Raw genomic sequence first — 15,517 nt, 5'->3', positions numbered from 1 at the left:
AATCCCCAGAGATTTCCGGCGTGGCCGGCTCCGGGGATTTCGTCGAGCAGGCGACGCTTTAGCAGTATTTGTTTGCCTCGACCGCTCAGGTACGTTCGGGCGCCGCCCTGCAAGTTGTCGTATTAACTCGGCGGCTAGGCGATAATTATAGTCTTTGGACCCGGCCGGTCAATCGCGGACTTCCTGCCCGTGGCCCGGCCCTTCGCCCGTGATCGTCAATATACTCTTCCGGATTCTCGCGCGACTGCCGCTCGCGTGGCTCCACCGCCTCGGCGGCTGGGCCGGCTGGCTCACGTGGCGCTTCTCGCCGTCCTACGCGCGCAGGCTCGAGGCCAATCTCGCGAACGCGCTCGGGCGCGCCGATCCGGCGCTGCTGAAGGCGGCCATCGCCGAGGCCGGCCGCCAGGCGCTCGAACTGCCCTTCGTGTGGCTGCGTCCGCAGGACGAGGTGCTGGCGCGCGTCGTGCGCGTCGAAGGGCGCGAGCTGATCGAGCGCGCCCGCGCCGAGGGGGCCAGCGTGCTGTTCCTGACGCCGCATCTGGGCTGCTTCGAGATGTGCGCGCAGTACTGTTCCACGCACGGCCCGATCACGGTGCTGTTCCGCGAGCCGCGCAAGGCTGCGCTCGGTCCGCTGATGGAGGCGGGGCGCGCGCGCGGCGAGATCCGCGTCGCGCCGGCCGACGTGTCGGGCGTGCGGCGGCTGGTGAAGGCGCTCAGGAGCGGCGAGATGGTCGGCATGCTGCCCGACCAGGCGCCGGGGCAGGGCGAGGGCGTGTGGGCGCCCTTCTTCGGCAAGCCGGCGTGGACGATGACGCTCGCGGCGCGCCTGTCCGAGGTGAAGGGCGTGAAGGCGCTGATGATCTGGACCGAGCGCCTGCCGCGCGGCGAGGGCTACGTCGTGCGCATTTCCGAGCCGGTCGAGCCGATCGCCGGAACACTGGAGGAGCGCTGCGTCGCGATCAACCGCGAGATCGAGCGCCTGATCCTCGCCGGCCCGGCGCAGTACCTGTGGGGCTACAACCGTTACAAGCGCCCGTCGGGCGTGCCGGCGCCGGAGGGCGAACGATGATGGCGCGCGTCGCGAGCTGGATCGCCGTCGCGCTCTTCTGGCTGCTGCACTGGCTGCCGCTGGGCGTGCAGGCGCGCATCGGCGCGGCAGTGGGCGAGCTGCTGTACCGCTTCGCGGGCCGGCGCCGCCATATCGTCAACGTGAACCTGCGCCTGTGCTTTCCCGCGATGGACGAGGCGGAGCGCGCGCGCATCGCGCGGGCGCACTTCCATGCGCTGGGTCGCAGCATGCTCGAGCGCGGCCTGTTGTGGTGGGCGAACGAGGAGCGCCTGAAGGGCATGATCCGGCTCGAAGGGCGCGAGCACGTCGATGTCCTGATCGCCGCGGGGCGTCCGGTGCTGCTGCTGGCGCCGCATTTCCTCGGTCTCGACATGGGCGGCGCGCGCTTCGCGATGGAGTTCGATAGCGTCAGCGTCTACGCGCGCCAGAACAACCCGGTGTTCGACCGCTGGCTGTTCCACGGGCGCAGCCGCTTCGGCGACCAGCTGCTGCTGTCGCGCCAGGACGGCGTGCGCGGCACGGTGAAGGCGATGAAGGCGGGGCGCCCGTTCTACTACCTGCCGGACATGGACTACGGGCGCGAGGATTCGATCTTCGTGCCCTTCTTCGGCGTGCCGGCGGCGACGATCACCGGCCTGTCGCGCCTGTCGCGCCTCGCGCGCGCGGCCGTCGTGCCCTGCGTGACCGAGATGCTGCCGGACGGCCAGGGCTACGTGACGCGGCTGGGCGAACCGTGGGCGGACTTCCCGACCGCGGACGTCGAGGCCGACACGCTGCGCATGAACCAGTGGATCGAGTCGGTCGTGCGCACGATGCCGGAGCAGTATTACTGGGTGCATCGCCGCTTCAAGACGCGCCCGCCGGGGGAGAAACGGCCGTACTGAGGGGCTTGGAGGCGGGCGGGGGCGGACCGGTCGCCTGAATCTGCCCGACCGCCGCGTGGCGGGATACGCTGCGCTGCTCCCGCCCTACGAGAGCCCGTGCAATGGCCAGCATGTCGCTGGACTCCCCCGGGAGGCTGCGCGAGAATTCCACAGTTCGGCTCGCGCCGATTCGAATCTTCTGAGCGGAACATTTTCCATGCATCTGCGCTTCGCCAAAATGCACGGCCTCGGCAACGACTTCGTCGTCATCGATGCCGTGCGCCAGCACGTCGAACTCACGCCCGAGCGTGTCCGCTTCCTCGCCGACCGCCATTTCGGCGTCGGCTGCGACCAGTTGCTGGTTGTCGAGCCGGCCGGGCAGGCCGGCGTGGATTTCCGCTATCGCATCTTCAACGCCGACGGCGGCGAGGTCGAGCAGTGCGGCAACGGTGCGCGCTGCTTCGTGCGTTTCGTGCATGAGCAGGGACTCACCGCCAAGCGCGAGATCCGTGTCGAGACGAAGTCCGGCGTGATCGCGCCGCGCCTCGAGGACAGCGGCCTGGTCACCGTCGACATGGGCGTGCCGGTGTTCGAGCCCGCGCGCGTGCCCTTCGTCTCGGACTCGGACACTGTCGTGCAGCCGCTCGACGTCGCCGGCACGACGGTCGCGATCACCGCGGTGTCGATGGGTAACCCGCACGCGGTGCAGGTCGTCGCCGACGTCGATGCCGCGCCGGTGGCGGTGCAGGGGCCGCTGATCGAGAACCATCCGCGCTTCCCCGCCCGCGTAAATGCCGGCTTCATGGAGGTGGTGGATGAGCACCGCATCCGCCTGCGCGTGTACGAGCGCGGTGCGGGCGAGACGCTCGCCTGCGGCACGGGCGCGTGCGCCGCGGTGGTCGCGGGTATCCGGCGCGAGCTGCTGGCGTCGCCGGTGCGCGTGGAGACGCGCGGCGGCGAACTGGAGATCGCGTGGGCGGGCGTCGGCGAGCCGGTGCTGATGACCGGGCCGGCCGTGACGGTATTCGCAGGCGAGATCGAACTCGCATGATCGGGCCGGGCGGCGCCGTGCAATCCACGCGCCGGCCCGGTTGCCAATGAACACGCGCGGACGCGAACCGTCCGCAGGGAGCGGTCTTTCCATGAATGCAGCCGACGTCGCACGATATCTCAAGGAACATCCGGATTTCCTCGCCGAGCACGGCGAACTCTTCACCCAGCTGACCGTCCCGCATCCGCACGGCGGACAGGCGATCTCGCTCGCCGAGCGCCAGCTGCACGCGCTGCGCGACAAGATCCGGCTCCTCGAAGGCAAGCTCGCCGAGCTGATCCGCTTCGGCGAGGAGAACGACGAGATCGGCGAGAAGGTGCATCGCCTGACGCTCGCGCTGCTCGAGGCCGAGGATTACGAAACGCTGCGGCACGCGCTGTTCGAGAACCTGCGCGACGATTTCTCCGTGCCCAGCATTGCGCTGCGCGTGTGGAACTCGGTGCTGACCCGCGAGGGCGAGGATTTCGCGCCCGTCAGCGAGGCGATGCGCTTCTTCGCCGGCGACATGCGCCATCCCTTTTGCGGTGCGCCGGTCAATCTCGAAGTGCTGGAATGGTTCGGCGACGCCTCGGCGCATGTGCGTTCGGTCGCGCTGATCCCGCTGCGCCGCGACGCGCAGACGTTCGGCCTGCTCGCCCTCGGCAGTCAGGAGAGCGAGCGCTTCTACCCCGAGATGGGCACGCTCTACGTCTCGCGCATCGGCGACATCGTCGCTTCGGCGCTGCGCCGGCAGCTCGGCTGAGCATGACCGGCGGCGACGACCCTGCCGTTGTCGCGCAACCGCCGCCCGAGTGGCTGGCGGCCTATCTCGGCTATCTCGCGACCCAGCGGCGCGCCGCCGCGCTGACGCTGGAGAACTACCGGCGCGATCTCGAGCGCCTGCAGCGGCTTGCCGACGGGCGTGCGCCGCCGACCCTGACTTCCCACGACATCCGCCGATTCGTCGCGCGCATGCATGGCGAAGGCCTGGGCGGACGTTCGATCGCGCGCGTGCTGTCGGCGTGGCGCGGGCTGTTCCGCTGGTTCATCCGCCAGCTCGGCGAGATGGAAGTGAATCCCGCCGAAGGGGTGCGTCCGCCGAAGTCGCCGCAGCCGCTGCCGAAGGCGCTGTCGCCCGACCAGGCGCAGGCGCTGCTCGACGCCGATGCCGAGGACGGGCTGGACGTGCGCGATCATGCGATGTTCGAGCTGATGTATTCGTCCGGGCTACGTCTTGCTGAACTTGCGGCGCTCGACGTCGGCCCCGCGCTCGATCTCGCCGAACGCATGGTCACCGTGCGGGGAAAGCGTAACAAGATGCGTGCCGTGCCGGTCGGCACGCAGGCCGTCGCCGCCCTCGCGGCGTGGCTCGCGCAGCGCGACGCACTGGCCCGGGGCGACGAGCCCGCACTCTTCGTCACGCGCAGTGGCACGCGCATGAGTTCGGGAGCGATCCGCTCGCGCTTGACGCGCTGGGCGCAGCTGCGCGGCCTCGGCGTCCACGTGCATCCGCACATGCTGCGCCACAGTTTCGCGAGCCATGTGCTGCAGTCGAGCGGCGATCTCCGGGCGGTGCAGGAACTGCTCGGCCATGCGAGCATCCGCAGCACGCAGGTCTATACCCATCTTGATTTTCAGCATCTAGCAAAAGTCTATGATGCCGCGCATCCGCGCGCGCGTCGCCGTTGATCCGCCTCTCGTCGGAAATATTTGGTTAAAAATTCAGGGTTGTGAAATCCTGCCTACACCGGGAAGCGAAAATCCCGGCTGCGGGGCGGGTCTGCGCTATGCTCGACGCAAGAAGTCCCCAATAAAACCACGGCGTTCCACCCCGACAAGTCTGCCTCACGCCCCCAGTTGCGGGCGTTGGGAGAAAGGCAGCCATGCACCGTACGACAAAGAAACCAGAGGCCGACAGCCCCAATGGCGGAGAGCGGGGCTATGCGGTGGCAGAGGGCTCCTGTCCCTCACCCCTGCGTACTGCGGCGATCCTGCTGGCCCGCTACCAGATACGCAGCCTGAGGCGCCTGTTCGAAGAGTTCGAGCGCGACATCCTGTTGCCGCTGCTGCTCGGCGAAATCGCTTTGCATAACATCGGCGCACTCGAGAACAGCGGCGAGGCCATTCTGAGTCTCGATGGCGACAAGTTCGCCGCCGTCATGCGCCCGTGCAATGCCTATTCGATCGCCGCGGCGACCGGCCTGCCGCGCGAGACGGTGCGGCGCAAGATCGTGCGCCTCGTCGAGCTCGGCTGGATCACGCGTCGCGGCAACGGACACCTGTTCCTGACCGCGCGTGCGATCGAGCATTTCGGCCAGCTTCTGGGCTCGCGCGACCTGCCGGAATTGCTCGATACCGCCGACCGCATCCGCAAGCGCATGCAGAACTGAAGCCGGTCGGGGCCGCTGCGCCGTCGCTCGTTCGCTGGCGACGCGCGGCGCGTGGCTATACACTCACGCGCCTGAATCCTACCGCGGTCTGCGCCATGTCCAAGCTCGTACTCAATCCCGGCAAGGAGCGTTCGCTCCTGCGCCGCCACCCGTGGGTGTTCGCCGGTTCCGTGGCCCGCCTGGAGGGCCGCGCGCGACCCGGCGATACCGTCGAGGTCGTCGCGGACGACGGCCGCCCGCTCGGTCGCGCCGCGTGGTCGCCCGAGTCGCAGATCCGCGCGCGCATGTGGACCTTTGCGCCGGACGTGTCGATCGACCACGTCTTCTTCAAGCGGCGCATCGCCGAGTCGGTCGCCCGCCGCGCGACCCATCCGCTGCTCGCGAACGAGAGCGGCGTGCGCCTGATCCACGGTGAGTCCGACGGCCTGCCGGGCGTGATCGCGGATCGCTTCGGCGACGTGGTGGTCGTGCAGCTCACCAGCGCCGGCGCCGAAAAGTGGCGCGACGCGATCGTCGCCGGGCTGGTGCAGGCGACGGGCTGCAAGGCGGTGTACGAGCGTTCCGACTCCGACGTGCGCAAGCTCGAAGGGCTGGGGCCGCAGACCGGCTGCGTGTACGGCGAGCTGCCACAGGAGGCGCTGACCATCGTCGAGAACGGCGTGCGCATGGAAGTCGACGTCGTCGCCGGGCACAAGACCGGTTTCTACCTTGACCAGCGTGACAACCGCCGCCTCACCGGGCTGCTCGCTGCCGGGCGCAGCGTGCTCAACTGCTTCTGCTACACCGGCGGCTTCTCGCTGCAGGCGCTCGCGGGCGGTGCGACGTCGGTATTGTCGATCGATTCCTCGGGGCCGGCGCTGGAGGTCGCGCGCCGCAACGTCGCGTGCAACCCGCAGCTCGACGCGGAACGTGCGGAGTGGATGGAGGCCGACGTGTTCGCCGCGCTGCGCACGCTCAAGGCCGAGGCGCGGACTTTCGATCTCATCGTGCTCGATCCGCCCAAGTTCGCGCCGTCCGCCGCGCATGCGGACCGTGCCGCGCGTGCCTACAAGGACATCAACCTCTTCGGCTTCCGCCTGCTCAACCCGGGCGGCATCCTGATGACTTACTCGTGCTCGGGCGGCATCGGGCTGGAGCTCTTCCAGAAGATCGTCGCCGGCGCGGCGAGCGACTCCGGCGTCGACGCGCGCATCCTGCACCGGCTGTCGGCTGCGGCGGATCACCCGATCGGGCTCGCGGTGCCGGAAGGGGAATACCTCAAGGGGCTGGCGGTTCAGGTCGGGTGATCGACGTCCGCACCGGGCTTGCCGCCGTAGGGCGGGAGGAGCACAGCGTATCCCGCCATGCAGGCGTATCGGGGCCTCAAGGGGCCAGGTGGCGGGATGCGCCTTTGGCTACTCCCGCCCTACATCGGATCGGCGGTGGCGCCCGGGGGGCGCCAGTCAGGATTCGGCCCGCGTTCGCCGAGGCTGAAGGCTGCGCTGACGAGGCCCAGCGCGATCAGGATCAGCAGGAAATAGCGGACCTGCCATCCGCGCGTCGCCGCGCCGCGCACGCCGCGCGCCGCGCGTGCGATCACCATCGCACCGAGGGTCGCGATGGTCAGCAGGCCCGCGCCCAGCAGCTGCGCGGAGAGTCCGTCGAGGAACACCCCCTGCGAGGGGTCGAAGCGGTCTGGCCAGAAGAAGGCCGGCCCCCGCAGCAGCCACGCGCCGCCGAGCAGGCACAGCGTCATCGTGAAGGCGATGAAGGTGCGCATCGCCCGCGTTCAGGCGCCGAACAGGTCGCCGTCGCGTGACGGGCGTGCGAGCCCGAAGTGTTCCCAGATGGCGGCGGTGGCGATGCGCCCGCGCGGCGTGCGCTGCAGGTAGCCCTGCTGGATAAGGTAGGGCTCGAGCACGTCCTCGATGGTGTCGGACGACTCGCCGATCGCGGCGGCGAGGTTGTCGAGGCCGACCGGGCCGCCGGCGAACTTCTCCAGCATCGCGCCGAGCAGCTTGCGGTCCATCAGGTCCAGGCCGAGGTGGTCGACGTCGAGCATGCGCAGTGCCGCATCCGCGACTTTGGCAGTGATGTCGCCGTCCGCCTTCACCTGCGCGTAGTCGCGCACGCGGCGCAGCAGGCGGTTGGCGATGCGCGGGGTGCCGCGCGAGCGGCGTGCGATCTCGAAGGCGCCGCTGTCGTCGATCGTCACGTCGAGCAGGTGCGCAGAGCGGCTGACGATGAAGGCGAGCTCGTCCGGCGTGTAGAACTCCAGTCGCGACACGATGCCGAAGCGGTCGCGCAACGGGTTCGTCAGCATGCCCGCGCGCGTCGTCGCGCCGACCAGCGTGAAGGGCGGCAGGTCGAGCTTCACCGAGCGCGCCGCCGGGCCTTCGCCGATCATGATGTCGATCTGGAAGTCCTCGAGCGCGGGGTACAGGATCTCCTCGACGACCGGCGACAGGCGGTGGATCTCGTCGATGAAGAGCACGTCGTGCGGTTCGAGGTTGGTCAGCAGCGCCGCGAGGTCGCCGGCCCGTTCCAGCACCGGGCCGGAGGTCGAGCGCAGATTCACGCCCATCTCGGCTGCGACAATGTGCGCGAGCGTGGTCTTGCCCAGGCCCGGCGGGCCGAACAGCAGCACGTGGTCGAGCGCGTCGCCGCGCTGGCGCGCCGCGGCGATGAAGATCTCGAGCTGTTCGCGGATCTTCGCCTGACCGACGTATTCGGCGAGCCGCTTCGGGCGCAGCGCGCGTTCGACGACGTCTTCCTGGCGGTCGGCGGTCTGTGCGGAGATGATGCGCGGGGCGTGCAGCTTGTCGGTTTCGATCATGGCGGAAGTTTAGCGCAGCGCGGGCCGCCGGCTCAGGCCTTCGACAGGCTCTTGAGTGCCAGGCGGATGCCGTCGGAGACGCCGCTGTCCTCGGGCACCGCCTTCATCGCGCCGAGCGCTTCCTTCTCGTTGTACCCGAGCGCGAGCAGCGCATTGAGGATGTCGCTGCGGTTGTCGGCGGGCAGGGGGGCGGCGCCGGCGGGCGCAGTCGCGCCGAGCGTCGGCAGCACCTTGCCGAGCTTGTCACGCAGTTCCAGCAGCAGGCGTTCGGCGGTCTTCTTGCCGATGCCCGGAATCTTCACGAGGCGACCGGATTCCTGCAGCGCGACGGCCTGTGCGAGGTCGGTCACCGACAGGCCGGACAGCACTGCCAGCGCGGTGCGCGCGCCGATGCCGGAGACCTTCAGCAGCTGGCGGAAGGCCGCACGCTCGTCGGCGCCGGCGAAGCCGTAGAGGAAGTGGCCGTCCTCGCGTACCGCGAGATGCGTGAACAGCGTCACCGCCTGGCCGGTCGCGGGCAGGCCGTAGAAGGTGCTCATCGGCACGTCGATCTCGTAGCCGACGCCATGCACGTCGACGACGATCTGGGGCGGGTTCTTTTCCAGCAGGATGCCGGCGATGCGTCCGATCATGGTGGCGGGAGTCCGGGAGTGTTACAGCAGCACGATGTCGAACTGTTCCTGCGAGTAGCTCGCCTCCGGGTGCAGCGAGATCTTCTTGCCGATGAAGTCTGACAGCATCGCGAGCGATTGTGATTCCTCGTCGAGGAAGAGGTCGATCACGTTGGGGGCCGCAAGCACGCGGAACTCGCGCGCGTTGAACTGGCGCGCCTCGCGCAGCAGCTCGCGCAGGATCTCGTAGCACACGGTGCGTGCGGTCTTGACCTCGCCGCGGCCGCCGCAGGTCGGGCAGGGCTCGCACAGCAGGTGGGCGAGCGATTCTCGCGTGCGCTTGCGCGTCATCTCGACGAGGCCCAGCGCGGTGAAGCCGTTCACCGTCATCTTGGTGTGGTCGCGCGCGAGCGCCTTGCGGAATTCGTCGAGCACCATGTCGCGGTGCTCGGGGTTTTCCATGTCGATGAAGTCGATGATGATGATGCCGCCGAGGTTCCTGAGGCGCAGCTGGCGCGCGATGGTCTGCGCCGCTTCGAGGTTGGTCTTGAAGATCGTGTCGTCGAAGTTGCGCGCGCCGACGAAGCCGCCGGTGTTCACGTCCACGGTCGTCATTGCCTCGGTCTGGTCGATGATCAGGTAGCCGCCGGATTTCAGGCTGACGCGCCGCGCGAGCGCCTTCTGGATTTCCTCCTCGATGCTGTGCAGGTCGAACAGTGGCCGCTCGCCACCGTAGTGTTCGAGCAGCGGCAGCACCTTGGGGCTGTACTCGGAGGCGAAGGCGGTGAGCTTCTGGAAGTTCTCGCGCGAGTCGACCAGGATGCGCGTCGTGTCGTCATTGACGAGGTCGCGCAGCACGCGCTGGCCGAGGCCCAGATCCTCGTACAGCACGCTCGGCGGGAAGCGGCCGGTTGCGCTGTTGCGGATCTCGCCCCATAGCTTGCGCAGGTAGGCGATGTCCGCGGCGAGCTCCTCGTCCGAGGCCGATTCGGCCATCGTGCGCACGATGAAGCCGCCGGCCTCGTCCTCGGGCACCAGCCGCGTGAGCCGCTCGCGCAGCGCCTCGCGCTCGGCCTCGTCCTCGATGCGCTGCGAGATGCCGATGTGCTTTTCCTGGGGCAGGTAAACGAGCAGCCGGCCGGCGATGCTGATCTGCGTCGACAGGCGCGCGCCCTTGGTGCCGATCGGATCCTTCAGCACCTGCACGGTGAGGTTCTGGCCCTCGACGAGGATGCGTTCGATCGGCTTGCCGGTGTCGCCGTTGTGGCGGTCGCTCCAGATGTCCGCGACATGCAGGAAGGCCGTGCGTTCGAGGCCGATGTCGATGAAGGCCGACTGCATGCCCGGCAGTACGCGCACGACCTTGCCGAGGTAGATGTTGCCGACGATGCCGCGGCTGGCAGTGCGCTCGACGTGCAGCTCCTGCACTACACCCTGTTCGACGATCGCTACGCGCGTCTCCTGCGGCGTGAAGTTGATAAGGAATTCGATGCTCATGGGATGGCTGCCAATGGGAAATGCGCAAGCGCAGACGTGAGGCACCGATTGCGCATTGCCCATCGAGGGCGCGGCCCGGAAAACCCCGGGCAGGGACCTGCCGAGCTTACAGGGGATAGCCGAAGGCGTCGAGGAGCTGTGCGGTCTCGAACAGCGGCAGGCCCATGATCCCGGTGTAGCTGCCGCGGATCTCCTCGATGAAGACAGCGGCGCGCCCCTGGATGCCGTAGGCGCCAGCCTTGTCCATCGGCTCCCCGGTCGCGATGTAGTGGCGGATCTCGTTGTCGGTGAGGTCGCGAAAGCGCACCTCGCTGGCATTGATGCAGCTGCGCGTGCGCGCGCCGTCGCTGATCGCCACCGCGGTCAGCACGCGATGCGTGCGGCCCGAAAGGCGGCGCAGGATCGCGGCGGCATCGACCGCGTCGGCCGGCTTGCCGATGATGTCGCCGTCGAGCTCCAGCGTCGTGTCCGCCGACAGCACCGGGTGCTGCGGCAGCGTGCGCCATTGCAGGCGCCGGCATCCGGCCTGGGCCTTGGTCAGCGCGACGCGCTCGACGTAGTGTTCGACGTTCTCGTCCACCAGCGGTGTCTCGTCGACGTCGGCGTCCGCGCCACGCTCCGTGCCGCGGAACACCAGCAGGTCGAAATGCACGCCGATCTGGCGCAGGAGCTCTCGCCGGCGCGGGCTGCGCGACGCGAGATAGATTCGGGCTTGGAGGTTGCTCATGGCGGTCGGGTGGTCGGGTGCGGAATACCGGCGGTTATTGGGGCGAATTCTACCCTCCTTGCGGCGCGGCGACCCGTGCACGCGCGTGCGTTGCCGCGATTGCACGCGGAGGGGGTGGTCCGTTGTGTTCGTCTGTCATCGTGGTCATTGCATTTAGTTGATACAATTTCCTGGTCATCAAATGCCTGCGTGCTTGCGACTCACGTCGTCGATGCACGCAGTCCGATCCGGCATCGTCCAACCGGGCCGGCGCCGATGCGTCGCCCGCTTACCCTGGAGCAAGTCCGCATGCGCATGTCCATTATCACTCTCGTCGCCGGGGCAATCCTTTCCGCTTCGTTCACGGCAGGCGCCGCCGAGCCGGTCGCCGATGCCGCGGCAATCGTGAAGGCGGCCAACTGGGACGCGATGGAAACGATCACGGTAGAACTCACCGAGCACAGCTTCACGCCGCAGGACCTCAAGCTCAAGGCCGGCCAGCCGTACCGTCTGGTGATCAAGAACGTGGGCCAGAAGGACCACTATTACACCGCGGCGGAGTTCTTCAAGTCGGTCGCGTGGCGCAAGGTGCAGACGCCCAAGCCGCACGGCGGCGAGATCAAGGCGCCGTACTTCACGGCCGTCGAGGCCTACAAGAATGGCGGCGCGGTCGAGCTGTTCTTCGTCACCGTGAACAAGGGCGTGTTCGACGTCATCTGCACGATCGAGGACCACAAGGATCAGGGCATGGACGGCAAGATCGTCGTCGAATAAGTCCGCCTCCACCACCCAGCCGAGCCGCCCGATGAAGCTCCTTGCCTCGCTCCTCTTGCTGCTGCCGTTCGCGGTACAGTCCCAGACCCCGGCACCGCAGGTCATTGCGGTGGCGAACCTCGCCACGGCCCCGAAGGTGGATGGCGAACTGGGCGAATGGGGCGGTAGCGGCTGGATCAAAGTGCCGGTCAAGCCCGCGCTGGAACGCGAGGAGCGCGCGAAATACGGCCTCGATCCGGCCGGCGAGCGTAATGTGGCCGGCAGCCTGACGGTCGAGCTGAAGGCCGGCGTTGCGGCGGGACGCTTCTATCTTGCCGTGCGCTATCCCGACGATGCCGCCGACACCGTGCACAAGGAATGGAGCTGGCGCGGCGACAAGTACCAGCGCGAGAACCAGCTCGAGGACATGTTCGCGGTGCGCTTCCACCTTGCCGGCGACTTCGATCGCACGATGCTGTCGACCAAGGAGTACAAGGTCGACGTCTGGCTGTGGTCGGCGGCGCGGACTAATGCGGGCGGCATCGCAGAGGACATGACGCACCACGTCACGACGAAGTTGCAGGAATCGGCCGCCGAGTACCAGGTGAAGGACGGCCCGGTGATCTACATCACGAAGCGCCGCGACGAAGGCGTCGCGCCCTACGAGATGCTGCCACGGCCGAAGGAAAACAAGGGTGAGCGCTTGGCGTCGTTTGCCGCCGCGAACGCCTCGGGCAGCGTCGCGGATGTCGCCGCCAAGGGCGTGTGGAAGGCCGGGCGCTGGAGCCTCGAATTCTCCCGCGCCCTCGACTCCGGCCATGCGGATGACGTCGCACTCAAGCCCGGCGCCCGGATCACCGGGCAGATCGCCGTGTTCAACAAGGCCAGTGCCGAGCACAAGAGCGTGTCCGAGCCGCTGGTGTTCGACTTCGGCGCGGTGAAATGAGCGTGCGGCATGCGCTGGCGGGCGCGCTGCGCGCGACGCTGCTCGCTTTCCTGCTCGCGTTCGCTGCGGGGGCGGCGTGGGCCGAGGACGAGCCGGTCGTGCGCATGCATCCGGCGCTCGCCGGCATCGACTGGACGGAAGTGAGCGAAGTCGAGGTCGCGCTCAAGGATCACAGCTACGAGCCTGACGAGATCCGCCTCAAGGTCGGCCAGCCGTACAAGCTGGTGCTGCGCAACGTCGGCGCGGTGGCGCACGACATGGTTGGCGGATCGCTTTTCGACGAAAAGGTGATCGCGCTGCGCATGGTGAATTCCAGCGTCGGGCGCGTCATCGCCGACTACGTGAATTCCGTCTACGTGCGCTCGCACAACACCATCGAGCTCTGGCTCGTGCCGCTCATGCCGGGCGAGTATTCCTTCTTCTGCAGCCTGCCCGGGCATCGCGACGACGGCATGGAAGGTATCGTCCGCATCGTCCCGTAGGCCGCCGCTCACTCCCGGTGGTAGGGGTGATTCTTCAGCACCGTCCACCCGCGATACAGGGCTTCGGCGAGCAGCGGGCGCACCAGCGCGTGCGGAAGCGTGAGGCTCGACAGGCGGATCCGCTCGTGCGCGCTCGACTTCAGCGTCGGCGACAGCCCATCGGGGCCGCCGACGATCAGCGCGACGTCGGCCCCGTCCGCCTGCCAGGCTTCCAGTCGGCGCGACAGCTCGACGGTGGTGAGGTCGCTGCCGCGTTCGTCGAGGATCACGCGGCGACAGCGCGGCGGCAGGGCCGCCTCGATGCGCGCCGCTTCGGCCGTCATCATCGCCTCGACGGTCTTGCCGGTGGTGCGCGGCTCGGCCTTCACCTCGACGAGCTGCAGCGGCAGCTCGCGCGGCATGCGGCGCGCGAATTCGTCGAAGCCGGCCTCTACCCACGCGGGCATGCGCGTGCCGACGGCGACGATCAGCAGTTTCATGGATGAGTGTGCAGGACGCGCGGCCAGCCCGTAGCCGGCCGCTGGAGGCGTGTCACTGCGCCGCGACGCCTGCCGCCGCGCGACCGCGCCGCAGGGTCGAGGGGGCGGCCCACAGTTCCTCGAGGTTGTAGTAGCTGCGGATCGCCGGCTGCATGATGTGCACGACGATGTCGCCAAGGTCGACGAGCACCCATTCCCCGGTTTCCTCGCCTTCCACGCTGACGACCGGGGCGCCGGCTTCGCGCACCTTTTCCTGCACATTGCGCGCCAGCGCCCGCGTCTGGCGGTTGGAGTCGCCGGTGGCGATGACGATGCGGTCGAACAGCGAGGTCAGTCGGGTGGTGTCGATGACTTCGATGTCCTTGGCCTTGATGTCTTCGAGGGCGGCGACGACGGTCTTTTCGAGTGTGCGGGTGTCCATCAGGTTCTGCGGTAAAGGTGGTGCAGCCCAATATAGTCGAGAACTGAATCGGGCAGCAAATAGCGGGCACTCTGCCCGCCGTGGATGAGGTCGCGGATCAGCGACGCGGAAATCGCCAGCGGCGTCATGTCGAAGGGAACGACCCGCCCGGCAGGGCTCCGGTGCAGGACGGCGGGGTCCGTGTCGATGCGACCCGCGCACGCCGCGTCGAGTTCCGGCGACAGCGTGCCGGGCCAGCGCCGGTCGTGCGGGGCGAACCCCGGGCGGTTGGCGACGGCGATATGGGCGAGGCCGAAGAGTTCCTGCCAGCGGTGCCAGCCCGGCAGGCCGTTGAAGGCGTCGGCACCGAGGATCAGCACCAGCGGGCGCTCCGCGCCGTGCAGTGCGCGCAGGCGCTCCAGCGTCAGCATCGTGTAGCTCTTGCTCGGCGCGAACACTTCGCCGTCGTCGACGACGAGGCCGGGATTGCCGGCGCTCGCCAGCCGTACCATCGCCAGGCGGTCGGTGGCGGGGGACTGCGGCACGTCGCGGTGCGGCGGCTGGCCGGCGGGGATCAGGGCGACCTGCGCGAGCCCGAGCGCCTCGCGGGCCTCCTCGGCGAGGCGCAGGTGGCCATAGTGGATCGGGTCGAAGGTGCCGCCCAGCACCCCCAGTGCGCCCGCGTCAGGCTTGCTCGGGGGCATTGTCCGGTTCGCCGAAGATGTCGCGCGCGTTGGCGTAGAAGCTGGCGAAGACGATGGGGACCAGCAGCAGCGGCAGCGGTACCGAGAGCAGCGTCGCGAGCGTCGGCGACACCATCCCGACGATGCCGAGCACGATGCCCGGCAGGATCGCGCCGAACAGCGCCAGCGCGATCGAGTAGGCGAGGAACGGGCGCCAGTTGCGCAGGCACGCAAAGAAGCTGAAGAACATTGCCTTGGGGGCCGACACCTTCCACCAGCCTGCGAGGAGCGGCGCGAACCAGTAGGCCATCATCACCGGCGTCGACAGCGAGATCGCGATCAGCAGCGCCATCGTGAAGCCGGTGCTGGTGGCGATCTCCGGCTCGAGCTTGCCGCCGCTGGTCATGATCCCGAACAGGGTGCCGCCGTCGGCGACGGCGGTGAGCGCCAGCACCAGCAGGCTGCCGGCAAGGTAGAGGCCGCCGATCGCGACCAGCGCGGGGAGATTCTGCTGGAAGCCGGAGAACAGCACGTCCGGCCCCGCCTTGCGGCCGGCGTCGATGGCCCGGCAGGTGTTGAGCACGCCCAGCGACAGGACGGGCATCAGCAGCGACGCGAGGACCTGCCCGATGAACGGCGCGACGCTGACGAGGATCAGCAGCAGCAGGTAGCCGAAGGACGCGAAGGTGAGCAGCGCGGGGTTGCGTCGCCACAGTTGCAGGCCTTCGCCGAGCCACGCGAAGCCGCGCTGGGCCGGAAGTTGTCGTGCTTGCATGCGCTTACTCGGCAGGGG

19 protein-coding genes are annotated in these 15,517 nt (G+C 68.5%); 10 read left to right on the top strand and 9 right to left on the bottom strand.

What is annotated here, in order from left to right; all coding sequences use genetic code 11:
* The first annotated feature begins 208 nt into the window (after positions 1-208).
* From GPA27_RS19895 to GPA27_RS19865, 7 genes are all read left to right on the top strand, one after another.
* Complete coding sequence (locus GPA27_RS19895) at positions 209-1,069, top strand: lysophospholipid acyltransferase family protein (protein ID WP_169142229.1); 861 nt, start codon at positions 209-211, stop codon at positions 1,067-1,069.
* Positions 1,069-1,953, top strand: a complete 885-nt coding sequence (locus GPA27_RS19890) for a lysophospholipid acyltransferase family protein (RefSeq protein WP_169142251.1) — start codon at positions 1,069-1,071, stop codon at positions 1,951-1,953. Before GPA27_RS19895 ends, GPA27_RS19890 begins: the two co-directional genes overlap by 1 nt.
* 196 nt (positions 1,954-2,149) lie before the next feature.
* Positions 2,150-2,983, top strand: a complete 834-nt coding sequence (gene dapF, locus GPA27_RS19885; protein WP_169142228.1) for a diaminopimelate epimerase — start codon at positions 2,150-2,152, stop codon at positions 2,981-2,983.
* A 91-nt stretch (positions 2,984-3,074) separates the two neighbouring features.
* Positions 3,075-3,725, top strand: coding sequence for a DUF484 family protein (locus tag GPA27_RS19880; protein ID WP_169142227.1), 651 nt, complete (start codon positions 3,075-3,077; stop codon positions 3,723-3,725).
* Between the two features lie 2 nt (positions 3,726-3,727).
* A complete protein-coding gene (locus tag GPA27_RS19875; protein ID WP_169142226.1) occupies positions 3,728-4,651 on the top strand; it encodes a tyrosine-type recombinase/integrase in 924 nt (307 codons plus the stop codon).
* A gap of 194 nt (positions 4,652-4,845) precedes the next feature.
* A complete protein-coding gene (locus tag GPA27_RS19870) occupies positions 4,846-5,352 on the top strand; it encodes an IclR family transcriptional regulator (protein ID WP_211165124.1) in 507 nt (168 codons plus the stop codon).
* 95 nt (positions 5,353-5,447) lie between these two features.
* Positions 5,448-6,638, top strand: coding sequence for a class I SAM-dependent rRNA methyltransferase (locus GPA27_RS19865; RefSeq protein WP_169142225.1), 1,191 nt, complete (start codon positions 5,448-5,450; stop codon positions 6,636-6,638).
* Positions 6,639-6,757: 119 nt separating this feature from the next.
* On the opposite strand, the gene GPA27_RS19860 is transcribed toward GPA27_RS19865, so the two are convergent.
* From GPA27_RS19860 to GPA27_RS19840, 5 genes are all read right to left on the bottom strand, one after another.
* Positions 6,758-7,111 carry a hypothetical protein gene (locus GPA27_RS19860; protein WP_169142224.1) on the bottom strand — a complete coding sequence of 118 codons (354 nt, stop codon included), beginning with the start codon at positions 7,109-7,111 and terminating at the stop codon, positions 6,758-6,760.
* Between the two features lie 9 nt (positions 7,112-7,120).
* Positions 7,121-8,167, bottom strand: a complete 1,047-nt coding sequence (gene ruvB / locus GPA27_RS19855) for a Holliday junction branch migration DNA helicase RuvB (protein ID WP_169142223.1) — start codon at positions 8,165-8,167, stop codon at positions 7,121-7,123.
* A 32-nt stretch (positions 8,168-8,199) separates the two neighbouring features.
* Positions 8,200-8,799: a Holliday junction branch migration protein RuvA gene (ruvA, locus tag GPA27_RS19850; protein ID WP_169142222.1), complete on the bottom strand. Its 600-nt coding sequence runs from the start codon at positions 8,797-8,799 to the stop codon at positions 8,200-8,202.
* A 21-nt stretch (positions 8,800-8,820) separates the two neighbouring features.
* A complete protein-coding gene (gene rng / locus GPA27_RS19845) occupies positions 8,821-10,275 on the bottom strand; it encodes a ribonuclease G (protein WP_169142221.1) in 1,455 nt (484 codons plus the stop codon).
* 106 nt (positions 10,276-10,381) lie between these two features.
* On the bottom strand, positions 10,382-11,002 hold the full coding sequence (locus tag GPA27_RS19840; RefSeq protein WP_169142220.1) for a Maf family protein: 621 nt from the start codon (positions 11,000-11,002) through the stop codon (positions 10,382-10,384).
* 288 nt (positions 11,003-11,290) lie between these two features.
* Here GPA27_RS19840 and GPA27_RS19835 point away from each other — a divergent pair, with 288 nt between their 5' ends.
* Genes GPA27_RS19835 through GPA27_RS19825 form a run of 3 tightly spaced genes read left to right on the top strand, consistent with a single transcriptional unit; the run spans position 11,291 to position 13,162 of the window.
* Complete coding sequence (locus GPA27_RS19835; protein WP_169142219.1) at positions 11,291-11,755, top strand: cupredoxin domain-containing protein; 465 nt, start codon at positions 11,291-11,293, stop codon at positions 11,753-11,755.
* A gap of 31 nt (positions 11,756-11,786) precedes the next feature.
* A complete protein-coding gene (locus GPA27_RS19830) occupies positions 11,787-12,680 on the top strand; it encodes an ethylbenzene dehydrogenase-related protein (RefSeq protein WP_169142218.1) in 894 nt (297 codons plus the stop codon).
* On the top strand, positions 12,677-13,162 hold the full coding sequence (locus tag GPA27_RS19825; RefSeq protein WP_169142217.1) for a cupredoxin domain-containing protein: 486 nt from the start codon (positions 12,677-12,679) through the stop codon (positions 13,160-13,162). The genes GPA27_RS19830 and GPA27_RS19825 overlap by 4 nt, the downstream gene beginning before the upstream one ends.
* A gap of 8 nt (positions 13,163-13,170) precedes the next feature.
* Here the strand turns inward: GPA27_RS19825 and rlmH are convergent, their stop codons facing one another.
* From rlmH to GPA27_RS19805, 4 genes are read right to left on the bottom strand one after another with little or no spacing between them, the layout of a single operon-like run.
* Positions 13,171-13,641, bottom strand: a complete 471-nt coding sequence (rlmH, locus tag GPA27_RS19820) for a 23S rRNA (pseudouridine(1915)-N(3))-methyltransferase RlmH (RefSeq protein WP_169142216.1) — start codon at positions 13,639-13,641, stop codon at positions 13,171-13,173.
* A 52-nt stretch (positions 13,642-13,693) separates the two neighbouring features.
* Positions 13,694-14,062 carry a ribosome silencing factor gene (gene rsfS / locus GPA27_RS19815; RefSeq protein WP_169142215.1) on the bottom strand — a complete coding sequence of 123 codons (369 nt, stop codon included), beginning with the start codon at positions 14,060-14,062 and terminating at the stop codon, positions 13,694-13,696.
* Complete coding sequence (nadD, locus tag GPA27_RS19810) at positions 14,062-14,745, bottom strand: nicotinate-nucleotide adenylyltransferase (RefSeq protein ID WP_169142214.1); 684 nt, start codon at positions 14,743-14,745, stop codon at positions 14,062-14,064. The genes rsfS and nadD overlap by 1 nt, the downstream gene beginning before the upstream one ends.
* Entirely contained in the window at positions 14,726-15,499 is a 774-nt protein-coding gene (locus GPA27_RS19805) for a BPSS1780 family membrane protein (RefSeq protein WP_169142213.1), read from the bottom strand. The genes nadD and GPA27_RS19805 overlap by 20 nt, the downstream gene beginning before the upstream one ends.
* Positions 15,500-15,517 lie beyond the last annotated feature (18 nt).

This window comes from Aromatoleum toluolicum (assembly GCF_012911005.2).
GTDB lineage: Bacteria > Pseudomonadota > Gammaproteobacteria > Burkholderiales > Rhodocyclaceae > Aromatoleum > Aromatoleum toluolicum.
The sequence above is the reverse complement of the archived record's forward strand: the minus strand, read 5'-3'. Positions and strand labels throughout refer to the sequence as shown.